The following is a 12546-nucleotide window of genomic DNA, read 5'->3' on the forward strand; positions in this document are numbered from 1 at the left end:
CGCCGCTGCGCGGCCTGCCCCGCGACGGCGCCACGGACAGCGGCCCCGGCCGCGGCACCCCCGACCACCGTCCCGGCGGCCAGGCCGACCGGCGGCTGCCCGGCGGGGCCGAGAGTGGCGGCAACCGGCTCAACCCGAAGTACATGTTCGAGACGTTCGTCATCGGCTCGTCCAACCGCTTCGCCCACGCGGCGAGCGTGGCGGTGGCCGAGTCGCCGGCGAAGGCGTACAACCCGCTCTTCATCTACGGCCACTCCGGGTTGGGCAAGACCCACCTGCTGCACGCCATCGGGCACTACGCCACCACCCTCGGCAACGCCCGCTCGGTCCGGTACGTCTCGACCGAGGAGTTCACCAACGACTTCATCAACTCGCTCCGGGACGACAAGACCAGCGCGTTCCAGCGCCGTTACCGTGACGTGGACATCCTGCTGATCGACGACATCCAGTTCCTGGAGAACCGGGAGCGGACGCAGGAGGAGTTCTTCCACACCTTCAACACCCTGCACAACGCCAACAAGCAGATCGTGATCACCTCCGACCGGTCGCCGCGCCAGCTCGCCACCCTGGAGGACCGGATGCGAACCCGGTTCGAGTGGGGGCTGCTGGCCGACATCCAGCCGCCCGACCTGGAGACCCGGATCGCGATCCTGCAGAAGAAGGCCGCGCAGGAGCGGATGTACGCCCCACCGGACGTGCTGGAGTTCATCGCCTCCCGGGTGTCGAACTCGATCCGGGAGCTGGAGGGTGCGCTGATCCGGGTCACCGCGTTCGCCAGCCTCACCCGCTCGTCGGTCGAGCTGTCGCTGGCCGAGGAGGTGCTGCGGGACTTCATGCCGGACGGCGCCGGACCGGAGATCAACGCCGACCAGATCATGGCCTCCACCGCGGACTACTTCGGGGTGAGCCTGGAGGACCTGCGCGGGCACTCCCGGTCCCGGGTGCTGGTCAACGCCCGCCAGGTGGCCATGTACCTGTGCCGGGAGCTGACCGATCTGTCGCTGCCCCGGATCGGGCAGGCGTTCGGCGGCCGGGACCACACGACCGTCATGCACGCCGACCGGAAGATCCGCCAGCAGATGGCGGAGCGGCGCTCGCTCTACAACCAGATCGCCGAGCTGACCAACCGGATCAAGCAGACCACCTGATCCGTACGCCGACACGACGCCCGGCCGGGCCCACCGGCCGGGCTTTTTCGTGTCTGTGGCGAGCCGGAGCTTGACCCTCGACCCGGTGCAGGGCCCACGATCGGGGTCGTGTTCATCCACAACTCGGACCGGTTGTCCACATCCCCTGTGCCACAGGCGGTGGATAACCACGCTCGGTTCCGACCCGGTTACCCACAGACTGTGGACAACCCCTGGGGACGATGCTGTGGACGCCTGGGGACGACGGTCGGGTTGTCCACCGACGACGGTCGGCCTGTGGGCGACCTGTTGAAGGTTCTGGGGATGACGACTGTCGGCACCGTCGGCGCTGTCCACAACACTGGGGAGAAACCCGGTGGATTAGCGGTGGACAACCGGTGGACAGCCGTGGAAAACCCGGCGGCTGGCGACGGCTGTGGACCGGGACACGGGTTGTACCCCTGGTTCTCCACAGCGAAACCACCGGTGGATAACCTGTCTGACCTGGGCGGACGCCGGTTCTCCACAGTTTGCACAGGTGCGATGAAGACGATGAGTTATCTCTTCTAAACAACAAAAACCAATCATCACCGTTGGACTTCCTGTGGATCGGGCCGGAGCACTGCCGCCGGCAGTCGCCCGGGCACCTGGATCCACGGGGTCGGGCGCACAGCCGATGCCCACGCGCCCTAAGGTGCGATGGGTACCCGCACGGTCGGGCGGGACGGGTGGCAGCGGTCGGCATGAGAGAGTTGTCGCTGACGTCGACGCGGAGGCATTGATGAAGTTCCGAGTGGAGCGCGACGCGCTCGCCGAGGCGGTCGCGTGGACCGCCAAGAGCCTGCCCAACCGACCCTCCGTACCGGTGCTGGCCGGGGTGATGCTCCGGGTCACCGACGGCAACCTCCAGGTTTCCGGCTTCGACTACGAGGTCTCCAGCCAGGTCACCGTCGAGGTGCAGGGTGACGCCGACGGCGCCGCCCTGGTCTCCGGCCGGCTGCTCGCCGAGATCACCAAGGCGCTCCCGGCCAAGCCGGTGGACATCGCCGCGGTCGGCGCGCACCTGGAACTGGTCTGCGGCAGTGCCCGGTTCACCCTGCCGACCATGCCGGTCGAGGACTACCCGACCCTGCCCGAGATGCCGGAGAGCGCCGGCACCGTCGACGCGGCCGCGTTCGCCGCCGCCGTGGCGCAGGTGGCCGTGGCCGCCGGCCGCGACGAGACGCTGCCGATGATGACCGGCGTCCGGATCGAGCTCTCCGGCAGCACGCTGGCCATGCTCGCCACCGACCGCTACCGCCTGGCGCTGCGCGAGATGGAGTGGAACCCGGACGACCCGGAGATCAGCCTCAACGCGCTGGTGCCCGCCCGTACGCTGCACGACACCGCCAAGGCCCTCGGCCCGCTCGGCGGCCACGTCACCATGGCGCTCTCCCAGGGCGGCGCGGGCGAGGGCTTGATCGGCTTCTCCGGCGGCACCCGCCGGACCACCAGCCGGCTCCTCGACGGGGCCAACTACCCGCCGGTGCGCTCGCTCTTCCCGGCCAGTCACAACGCCGAGGCCCGGGTCCCGGTCGCCACGCTCATCGAGGTGGTCAAGCGGGTGGCGCTGGTCGCCGAGCGGACCACCCCGGTGCTGCTCAGCTTCAGCTCCGACGGCCTGGTGGTCGAGGCCGGCGGCACCGAGGAGGCCCGGGCCAGCGAGGCCATGGAGGCGACCTTCACGGGCGACCCGCTGACCATCGGCTTCAACCCGCAGTACCTGATCGACGGCCTGACCAACCTGGGCGCCCAGCACGCCCAGCTGGCGTTCGTCGACGCCTTCAAGCCCGCGGTGATTTCCCCAGCGGGCGAGGATGGCGAGGTCATCCCGGGGTACCGGTACCTCATCATGCCGATCCGCGTGTCCCGCTGATCGACGGCAGCACCACCCAGACGTACGGAGGTAGGAACAGATGCAGCTCGGCCTGGTAGGACTCGGCCGGATGGGCGGCAACATGCGCGAGCGGTTGCGCGCAGCCGGTCACGAGGTGGTCGGCTACGACCGCAACGCGGAGCTGAGCGACGTCGCGAGCCTCGCGGAGCTGGCCGAGAAGCTCGAGTCGCCCCGGGCGGTCTGGGTGATGGTCCCGGCCGGCGTCACCGACGCCACCATCGACGAGCTCGCCGGCGTCCTCGGTGAGGGCGACATCATCATCGACGGCGGCAACTCCCGGTTCAGCGACGACGCCCCGCGCGCCGAGCGCCTCAACGAGCAGGGCATCGGCTACATCGACGTCGGCGTCTCCGGCGGCGTCTGGGGCAAGCAGAACGGGTACGCCCTGATGGTCGGCGGCGCCCAGGAGCACGTCGAGCGGCTCATGCCGATCTTCGAGGTGCTCAAGCCGGCGGGCGAGTTCGGCTTCGTGCACGCCGGCCCGGTCGGCGCCGGCCACTACGCCAAGATGGTGCACAACGGCATCGAGTACGGCCTGATGCACGCCTACGCCGAGGGCTACGAGCTGCTGGCCGCGTCCGAGCTGGTGACAAACGTGCCCGGCGTCTTCAAGTCCTGGCGCGAGGGCACCGTGGTCCGGTCCTGGCTGCTCGACCTGCTGGACCGGGCGCTGGACGAGGACCCGGAGCTGGCCGAGCTGAGCGGCTACACCGAGGACACCGGCGAGGGCCGCTGGACGGTCGACGAGGCGGTCCGGCTCGCCGTGCCGCTGAACGTCATCACCGCCTCGCTGTTCGCCCGGTTCGCCTCCCGGCAGGAAGACTCGCCCGCCATGAAGGCCGTCGCCGCGCTGCGCCAGCAGTTCGGCGGCCACGCCGTCCACAAGCGCTGACCGGTATCCACAGCCTGTGTACGTCCGCCGGCTCGAACTGGTCGACTTCCGCTCGTACGAGCGGGTCGGCGTCGACCTGGAGCCGGGCCCGAACGTGCTGGTCGGCGCGAACGGCGTCGGCAAGACCAACCTGGTCGAGGCGTTGGGCTACGTGGCGACCCTGGACTCGCACCGGGTCGCCACGGACGCCCCGCTGGTCCGGATGGGCGCCACCTCGGCGGTGATCCGCTGCGCGGTGGTGCACGAGGGCCGGGAACTCCTGATCGAGCTGGAGATCGTCCCGGGGAAGGCCAACCGGGCCCGGCTGGGCCGCTCCCCGGCCCGCCGTGCCCGGGACGTGCTCGGTGCGCTGCGGCTGGTGCTCTTCGCCCCGGAGGACCTGGAGCTGGTCCGCGGCGACCCGGCTGAGCGCCGCCGCTACCTGGACGACCTGCTGGTCACCCGCCAGCCCCGGTATGCCGGGGTGCGGGCCGACTATGAGCGGGTGGTCAAGCAGCGCAACGCGCTGCTACGGACGGCGTACCTGGCCCGGAAAACGGGCGGGTCGCGGGGCGGGGACCTGTCCACCCTCGCGGTCTGGGACACCCACCTGGCGCACCACGGCGCGGAACTGCTCGCCGGCCGGCTGGAGCTGGTCGCCGCCCTGACCCCGCACGTCGCCAAGGCGTACGACGCGGTGGCGGCGGGGCGCGGCGCGGCGGGGATCGCGTACCGGCCGTCGGTGGAGCTGCCCGAGTCGACCACGGACCGGGCGGCGCTGGTCGACGCGCTCGGCGCGGCGCTGACCGCGAGCCGGTCGGCGGAGATCGAGCGGGGCACCACCCTGGTCGGCCCGCACCGCGACGACCTGGCGCTCACCCTCGGTCCGCTGCCCGCCAAGGGCTACGCCAGCCACGGCGAGTCCTGGTCGTACGCCCTGGCGCTGCGGCTGGCCGGGTACGACCTGCTGCGCGCCGACGGGATCGAGCCGGTGCTGGTGCTGGACGATGTCTTCGCCGAGTTGGACGCCGGCCGGCGGGAGCGGCTGGCCGAGCTGGTCGGCGGCGCGAGCCAGCTCCTGGTGACGTGCGCCGTGGACGACGACGTGCCGGCGACCCTGCGGGGCACCCGGTACGCGGTGGGCGAGGGGACGGTACGGCGTGTCGGATGAGGTGCAGCTCCCGCCCGCCCGGCTGGGGCCGGGACGCGGTGGGCGTACCCCTGAGGGGCCGGAAGCGAAGCCGGGCGGTGAGGGCGGCGCGGGCCCGCCGGAGGGGGCGGCCGGGCCGGAGCTGGCCCGGGCGGTGCTGGACGCCGCGAAGGCCCGCCGGCAGACGGCCGCGGGCACCCGGCGGCGCAGCGCGGTCCGGGGCGACGGTGAGAAGCGGCTGCGCGGCTACTCCGGCCCGGGGCCGGACCCGCGGGACCCGCAGCCGCTCGGTGCCGTGCTGGACAAGCTGGTCAAGGCCCGCGGCTGGCAGCAGCCGGCGGCCGAGGCGACGGTCTTCGGCGCCTGGGAGCGGGTGGTCGGGTCGGAGGTGGCGCAGAACAGCCGCCCGGTGAAGCTGGAGAACGGCGAGCTGACCGTGGAGGCGCGCTCGACGGCGTGGGCCACCCAGCTGCGGCTGCTCGCCGGCTCGCTGCTCAAGCAGATCGCCCGCGAGGTGGGCCACAACGTGGTGCGCAAGCTGCACATCCACGGCCCGGCCGCGCCGTCCTGGTCGCGCGGCCCGCGCCGGGTGCGCGGCCGCGGCCCCCGCGACACCTACGGCTGACCGTCACCGGTCAGTGCGGCGTGCCTCCCGCTGGGCGCGCTTGAGCTCCCGCTGCTCGCGGCTCCACTGCTTGCGCCGCTCCAGGTCCTGCTTCCACGCCTCGCGGGCCAGCCGCGAGCCGCCCTGCACCGCGCCCTGCACCTGGGAGGGGCCGGCGAGGTTGCGAAACACCCAGCCCATGAGGCGGCCGCCCCTGCCGGAAGCGTCGCCCACCTGCTCGTCGCCGCTCATCCGCTCGCCCTCTCCCTCACCGACCACGCACGATTGGTACGCCAATAATTGGTACACCAATCGTTGCTACGATCGCAACGACGACGAGGAGGACGAGGGTGGCCGACCAGCTCGATGGCGATCCCCTGGCGCTGGAGCAGCAGGTGTGCTTCGCGCTCTCCGTCGCCGCGCGCGGCGTCGTCGCGGTCTACCGGCCGCTGCTGGAGCCGATGGGGCTCACCCACCCGCAATATCTGGTCATGCTGGCGCTCTGGCAGTACGCGCCGCTGTCCGTGCGGGAGTTGAGCCGGCTGCTGCAGCTCGACCCCGGCACGCTGTCGCCGCTGCTCAAGCGGCTCGAAGCCGCCGGCTACGTTCGGCGGGAGCGGGACGCCTCGGACGAGCGCAGCCTGGCCGTCTCGCTCACCGCCAGCGGGCAGGCCCTCCGGGCGCAGGCCGAGCGCATCCCGCCGGCGATCGTGCAGCGGCTGGGCCTGCCGCTGGCGGACCTGCGGCACCTGCACACCGTGCTGACCGAGGTGATCGCGGCGGCCAACCGGGCCGTGACGGCCGAGCCCGGCGCCGCCGGGCAGCCGGGTCAGGCGTCGGCGTAGACCGCGAAGCCACGCTCGGCGCAACGCCGGTAGAAGGCGGCGAGCACGCTCAGCTCGGCGCAGGTGAAGTTCCACTGCGGCGGCTCGCCGCTCTCGTCGCGCAGCTTGTCCAGCCGGCTGTCGAGCCAGCGGAGCTGCTGCTCGGCCAGGCGCCCGTCGCCGAGCAGCGAGCGCAGCACCTCGCTCACCGACTCGAAGGTGACCGCCTCGCCGAACGGGCGGTGCCGGGCGACGAACTTCTCCAAACCGTCGGCGATCCAGGAGCAGCCGTCCGGGTCGATCACCGGGTCCTCGTCCTCGGCCGAGTTCTCCGTGGCGTAGAGCACATTCTCCAGCCCGAGGATGAGGTCGACCAGCTCGGTGTACGCGGTCGCCCGCACCGTGCCGGTCTTCGCGATCAGCTCGGCGAGCGCGGCGGTCGGTGCCGAGATGCGTGGCATGTCCACGATCTCGCCGAAGTCGACGAACTCGGCCGGCGCGACCGGATCGTAGAAGCGGCCGGTCCGCGGCCAGTGCACCGCGACGTTGTCCAGCCCCATCTGGCGTCACCTCTCAACAAGCACGTTGTCCGACCGGTCGGGTCGATCGTCCCGGTTCGGTCCGCGAAAGATCAAGACCGCAGGCGGCGGCGCCGCAAAAGGTACGGCACGGCAGGTCCCGCCGCGACCCCCGGTCGGTCACCCGCCGGTACCGATCCGTGCCGGCCGCGCCCTCGATCAGGCCCTGGCGTGTAGGGGGAGTCGCGGACAGCGCGATTCGGCCCGCTACGGCATTCTCAGCCGCCCCGGAGGGGGTGCCGAGTGGCGGTTTGGTCGGCTGCGCACAGTAAGATTGACGGCGAGACGAAAGACCCGACACGGAGCGACGGACACGGGCCCACCGGGCCCTTGATCATTGTCCCGGATCGGGTCGAGCCGATCGCGATCCGCGGGCAACCGCGGCGACCGGCGTACGCGATTCGTGACCTGGAGATCCGGGGACCGGTCCGTGCGCGCCGACGTCGCGTCCTGTCCGCCGAACCCGCGCCCCGCGCCCTGGCGCGGCGGCGCGAGAAAGTGGCCGAGGGTGGCAGCGGAGGACAACAAGAAGTACGGCGCCGAGTCGATCACCGTTCTCGAGGGCCTGGAGGCGGTCCGGAAGCGGCCCGGTATGTACATCGGGTCCACCGGTGAACGCGGCCTGCACCACCTCGTGTGGGAGGTCGTCGACAACGCGGTGGACGAGGCGCTGGCCGGCTACTGCGACACCATCGACGTGGTGCTGCTGGCCGACGGTGGCGTCCGGGTCACCGACAACGGGCGTGGCTTCCCGGTCGACCTCCACCCGAAGCTGAAGAAGCCGGGTGTCGAGGTCGCGCTGACCGTGCTGCACGCGGGCGGCAAGTTCGACGGCAAGGCGTACGCGGTCTCCGGCGGCCTGCACGGCGTCGGCGTGTCGGTGGTGAACGCGCTCTCCACCCGGATGGCCGTGGAGATCCACAAGGACGGCTTCGTCTGGCGGCAGCAGTACCACAACTCGAAGCCGACCCCGCTGGAGAAGGGCGAGACGACCGACCGCACCGGGTCGGCGGTCTCCTTCTGGCCCGACCCCGACGTGTTCGAGACGGTCGACTTCGACTTCCAGACCATCTACCGGCGCCTGCAGGAGATGGCCTTCCTCAACCGTGCCCTCCGCATCCACCTGCTCGACGAGCGGGTGGCCGAGGAGGAGGACGGCCGGCAGCGCGAGGTGACCTTCTACTACGAGGGCGGCATCGCCGACTTCGTCCGGCACCTCAACGCCTCCAAGAACCCGATCCACAAGACCGTGGTCGAGTTCGACGCCGAGGAGGAGGGCATGTCGGTCGAGATCGCCATGCAGTGGAACGAGTCCTACGGCGAGTCGGTCTACACCTTCGCCAACACGATCAACACCCACGAGGGCGGCACGCACGAGGAGGGCTTCCGCTCCGCGCTGACCAGCGTGGTCAACCGCTACGGCGCGGACAAGAAGCTGCTCAAGGGCGACGAGAAGCTCTCCGGCGAGGACATCCGCGAGGGCCTGGCCGCGATCATCTCGGTCAAGCTGGCCAACCCGCAGTTCGAGGGCCAGACCAAGACCAAGCTCGGCAACACGCCGGTGAAGAGCTTCGTGCAGCGGGTCTGCAACGAGTGGCTGGTCGACTGGTTCGACCGCAACCCGGCCGAGGCCAAGATGATCATTCAGAAGGCCTCCCAGGCGGCCCGGGCCCGGATCGCCGCGCAGCAGGCGCGCAAGCTGGCCCGGCGCAAGTCGCTGCTGGAGTCCGGCTCGATGCCGGGCAAGCTGGCCGACTGCCAGTCCACCGACCCGCGCGAGTCCGAGGTGTTCATCGTCGAGGGCGACTCCGCCGGCGGCTCGGCCAAGCAGGGGCGCGACCCGCGGACCCAGGCGATCCTGCCGATCCGCGGCAAGATCCTGAACGTGGAGAAGGCCCGGATCGACCGGGTGCTGAAGAACAACGAGGTCCAGGCGCTCATCACCGCGCTGGGCACCGGCATCCACGACGACTTCGACATCGAGAAGCTGCGCTACCACAAGATCGTGCTGATGGCCGACGCCGACGTCGACGGCCAGCACATCCAGACGCTGCTGCTCACCCTGCTCTTCCGCTTCATGCGACCGCTGGTTGAGCTGGGTCACGTCTACCTGGCCGCCCCGCCGCTCTACAAGATCAAGTGGAACAAGAAGGGCGACGACGCGCAGTACGCGTACTCGGACCGGGAGCGGGACGGGCTGATCGCGCTGCGCCAGCAGAAGAAGCCCAACGCCCGGCCGGACGACATCCAGCGGTTCAAGGGTCTCGGCGAGATGAACTATCCCGAGCTGTGGGAGACCACGATGAACCCGGCGACCCGCACCCTGCGCCAGGTCACGCTCGACGACGCGGCAACCGCCGACGAGCTGTTCAGCGTGTTGATGGGTGAGGACGTCGAGGCGCGCCGGTCGTTCATCCAGCGCAACGCCAAGGACGTGCGGTTCCTGGACATCTGACGGACCGGGCCGGGTCGGCCGGAGATCCACCTGCCGACCCGGCGGTCCACAGAGTTATCCACAGTCTGGCCGGTTTCCACAGCCGTTATCCACAGCACGAAAACGACTCTGAGTCTGATAAGGGTTAACAGTGACCGATACTCCCGAGTCCACGCCGAACGAGCCGGAGACCCCGGAGACACTCGCCGCGGTCGTCGCGCACGACCGGATCGAGCCGGTCGGGCTCGAGGTCGAGATGCAGCGCTCGTACCTCGACTACGCGATGAGCGTGATCGTCGGGCGGGCCCTGCCGGACGTCCGGGACGGGCTCAAGCCGGTCCACCGCAAGATCCTCTACGCCATGTTCGACTCCGGCTACCGGCCGGACCGCGGCTACGTGAAGTGCTCCCGCGTCGTCGGTGACGTGATGGGTCAGTTCCACCCGCACGGCGACTCGGCCATCTACGACGCGCTGGTCCGGATGGCGCAGCCCTGGTCGCTGCGCTACCCGCTGGTCGACGGCAACGGCAACTTCGGCTCGCCGGGCAACGACCCGGCCGCCGCGATGCGCTACACGGAGTGCAAGCTCGACCCGCTGGCGATGGAGATGCTCCGGGACATCGACGAGGACACCGTCGACCTCCAGGACAACTACGACGGCCGGGCCAAGGAGCCCACGATCCTGCCGTCCCGCATCCCCAACCTGCTGATCAACGGCTCCGAGGGCATCGCGGTCGGCATGGCGACCAAGATCCCGCCGCACAACCTGCGCGAGATCGGTGCGGCCGTGCAGTGGTGTCTGGAGAACCCGGAGGCCGACGAGGCCACCACCCTCGAGGCGCTGCTGGAGATCGTCAAGGGCCCGGACTTCCCGACCCACGGCCTGATCGTCGGCCAGGCCGGCATCCAGGACGCCTACCGGACCGGGCGCGGCTCGATCCGGATGCGCGCCGTGGTCGAGGTCGAGGAGGACAAGCGCGGCCGGCCGGCGCTGGTGGTTAGCGAACTGCCATACCAGGTCAACCCGGACAACCTGGCCGAGCGGATCGCCGAGCTGATCAAGGAGGGCAAGCTCGCCGGGATCGCCGACATCCGCGACGAGTCCTCCGGGCGTACCGGCATGCGGATCGTGCTCGTGCTCAAGCGCGACGCGGTCGCCAAGGTGGTGCTGAACAACCTCTACAAGCACACCCAGCTCCAGGAGACTTTCGGCGCCAACATGCTGGCGCTGGTCGACGGCGTGCCGCGCACGCTCAACCTGGCCCAGTTCCTCCGCTACTACGTCGAGCACCAGATCGAGGTCATCCGCCGACGGACCGCGTTCCGGCTGCGCAAGGCCGAGGAGCGGGCGCACATCCTGCGCGGTCTGGCCAAGGCGCTGGACGCGCTCGACGAGGTGATCGCCCTGATCCGGCGCTCGCCCACGGTCGAGGACGCCCGCCAGGGCCTGATCCGGCTGCTGGAGATCGACGAGGTCCAGGCGACCGCGATCCTCGACATGCAGCTGCGCCGGCTGGCCGCCCTGGAGCGGCAGCGCATCCTGGACGACCTGACCAAGCTCGAGGTGGAGATCGCCGACCTCAAGGACATCCTGGCCAAGCCCGAGCGGCAGCGGAGGATCGTCTCCGAGGAGCTGGGCGAGATCGTGGCCAAGTGGGGCGACGACCGGCGCACCAAGATCGTGCCGTTCGACGGCGAGGTCTCGATGGAGGACCTCATCGCCCGCGAGGACGTGGTCGTCACGATCACCCGCACCGGGTACGCCAAGCGCACCAAGGTCGACCTCTACCGCTCGCAGCGGCGCGGCGGCAAGGGCGTCAGCGGGGCGACACTGCGGCAGGACGACATCGTCAGCCACTTCTTCGTATGCTCCACCCACGACTGGATCCTGTTCTTCACGAACAAGGGCCGGGTCTACCGGGCCAAGGCGTACGAGCTTCCCGAAGCCAGTAGGGTGGCCAAGGGCCAGCACGTGGCCAATCTGCTCGCCTTCCAAGCGGACGAGCAGATCGCGCAGATCATCGAAATTCCGAACTACCAGGTGGCGCCCTACCTGGTACTGGCCACGAAGAACGGCCTGGTGAAGAAGACGCGGCTTGAGGAGTTCGACTCCAACCGTTCCGGCGGAGTCATCGCGATCAACCTGCGCGATGAGGACGAGCTGGTCGGTGCTGCCCTCGTCGCCCCGACCGACGACCTGCTGCTGGTCTCCAAGAACGCCCAGGCGATCCGCTTCAACGCCAGCGACGAGGCGCTGCGCCCGATGGGCCGGGCCACCTCGGGTGTGATCGGCATGCGGTTCAGCGAGGAGGATGTCCTCCTGGCGATGGAGGTCGTCCGCGAGGGCATGGAAATGGACGTGCTGGTCGCGACGAACGGGGGATACGCGAAACGTACCCCGATCGAGGAATACCCGGTCCAGGGCCGGGGAGGTAAGGGCGTGCTGACTGCGAAGATCACCGAGCGACGCGGTGGTCTGGTCGGTGCGGTGGTGATCAGCCCGGACGACGAGCTGTTCGCGATCACCAGCAACGGTGGCGTCATCCGGACTCCGGTGAAGCCTGTACGCCGTACGCGGGACCGGAACACAATGGGGGTCAAGCTGATGGACCTCCCGGACGGCGTGACTATCGTGGCGATTGCTCGCAATGCCGACGAGCCTGACGAACAGGACTAGTTGATGACGGAGACACAGGCGAAGTCGGGGAACAAGGGGACCTCGGCCAACCCGGTCGACGAGGAGGCCGCACAGGGCGGTACACCAGCGACCGGCCGCGCGGCCGTGGGCCGGGCCACCGTCCCCGCCGACGCGCCTGCCCCGAAGTTCACCCGGGCCCCCGGCATGGCACCGCCACCGGACAATCCCGGCGAGGACTCGCGGCCGTCCGACCAGGCCGAGACGAAGGTCGACGCCCCGACGTCGGCCGACGGCCTGGCCGCCCCGGCCGCGGCGAAGCCCGCCACGACCCCGCAGCCGGCCACGCCGGCGGCGGCAGCCCGGCCGTCCACCGGCACCACCGGT

The 12546-nt window shown here is 70.4% G+C and carries 10 protein-coding genes and 1 pseudogene; 9 read left to right on the plus strand and 2 right to left on the minus strand.

From position 1 onward, the window contains the following. The 5 genes from dnaA to B0E53_RS25435 all read left to right on the plus strand — a co-directional run. The coding region (gene dnaA, locus B0E53_RS25415) for a chromosomal replication initiator protein DnaA (RefSeq protein WP_107078349.1) at nucleotides 1–1148 on the plus strand (1148 nt) is incomplete at its 5' end. A gap of 760 nt (nucleotides 1149–1908) precedes the next feature. Further along, the gene (gene dnaN / locus B0E53_RS25420; protein WP_107078350.1) at nucleotides 1909–3042 is read left to right on the plus strand and encodes a DNA polymerase III subunit beta; all 1134 of its coding nucleotides are present in this window, start codon (nucleotides 1909–1911) and stop codon (nucleotides 3040–3042) included. A gap of 40 nt (nucleotides 3043–3082) precedes the next feature. Next, nucleotides 3083–3955: a phosphogluconate dehydrogenase (NAD(+)-dependent, decarboxylating) gene (gnd, locus tag B0E53_RS25425; protein WP_107078351.1), complete on the plus strand. Its 873-nt coding sequence runs from the start codon at nucleotides 3083–3085 to the stop codon at nucleotides 3953–3955. Nucleotides 3956–3971: 16 nt separating this feature from the next. After that, nucleotides 3972–5105, plus strand: a complete 1134-nt coding sequence (gene recF / locus B0E53_RS25430) for a DNA replication/repair protein RecF (RefSeq protein ID WP_107078352.1) — start codon at nucleotides 3972–3974, stop codon at nucleotides 5103–5105. Continuing rightward, nucleotides 5095–5709 (plus strand): DciA family protein, encoded by a 615-nt coding sequence (locus tag B0E53_RS25435; protein WP_107078353.1) that lies wholly within the window; start codon nucleotides 5095–5097, stop codon nucleotides 5707–5709. Before recF ends, B0E53_RS25435 begins: the two co-directional genes overlap by 11 nt. A 3-nt stretch (nucleotides 5710–5712) precedes the next feature. Here the strand turns inward: B0E53_RS25435 and B0E53_RS25440 are convergent, their stop codons facing one another. Continuing rightward, complete coding sequence (locus B0E53_RS25440) at nucleotides 5713–5967, minus strand: hypothetical protein (RefSeq protein WP_348639674.1); 255 nt, start codon at nucleotides 5965–5967, stop codon at nucleotides 5713–5715. A 71-nt stretch (nucleotides 5968–6038) separates the two neighbouring features. On the opposite strand from B0E53_RS25440, the gene B0E53_RS25445 reads away from it, so the two are divergent. After that, entirely contained in the window at nucleotides 6039–6533 is a 495-nt protein-coding gene (locus B0E53_RS25445) for a MarR family transcriptional regulator (RefSeq protein ID WP_107078354.1), read from the plus strand. Here B0E53_RS25445 and B0E53_RS25450 read toward each other — a convergent pair. Next, complete coding sequence (locus B0E53_RS25450) at nucleotides 6518–7072, minus strand: hypothetical protein (protein WP_107078355.1); 555 nt, start codon at nucleotides 7070–7072, stop codon at nucleotides 6518–6520. The genes B0E53_RS25445 and B0E53_RS25450 overlap by 16 nt on opposite strands. A gap of 526 nt (nucleotides 7073–7598) precedes the next feature. Here B0E53_RS25450 and gyrB point away from each other — a divergent pair. From gyrB to B0E53_RS25465, 3 genes and pseudogenes are all read left to right on the plus strand, one after another. Next, complete coding sequence (gene gyrB, locus B0E53_RS25455) at nucleotides 7599–9545, plus strand: DNA topoisomerase (ATP-hydrolyzing) subunit B (protein WP_107078356.1); 1947 nt, start codon at nucleotides 7599–7601, stop codon at nucleotides 9543–9545. 130 nt (nucleotides 9546–9675) lie between these two features. Beyond that, nucleotides 9676–12201, plus strand: a complete 2526-nt coding sequence (gene gyrA / locus B0E53_RS25460) for a DNA gyrase subunit A (protein WP_107078357.1) — start codon at nucleotides 9676–9678, stop codon at nucleotides 12199–12201. A 3-nt stretch (nucleotides 12202–12204) separates the two neighbouring features. Continuing rightward, nucleotides 12205–12546 (plus strand): annotated as a pseudogene (locus tag B0E53_RS25465) (DUF3566 domain-containing protein); the annotation flags it as partial.

It is taken from the genome of Micromonospora sp. MH33, from assembly GCF_003013775.1.
Lineage (GTDB): Bacteria > Actinomycetota > Actinomycetes > Mycobacteriales > Micromonosporaceae > Micromonospora > Micromonospora fulviviridis.

Bases quoted from the DNA above. Each gene is read 5' to 3' on its own strand.
- dnaN (WP_107078350.1), top strand. From the start codon at position 1,909: ATGAAGTTCCGAGTGGAGCGCGACGCGCTCGCCGAGGCGGTCGCGTGG.
- gnd (WP_107078351.1), top strand. From the start codon at position 3,083: ATGCAGCTCGGCCTGGTAGGACTCGGCCGGATGGGCGGCAACATGCGC.
- B0E53_RS25450 (WP_107078355.1), bottom strand. From the start codon at position 7,072: ATGGGGCTGGACAACGTCGCGGTGCACTGGCCGCGGACCGGCCGCTTC.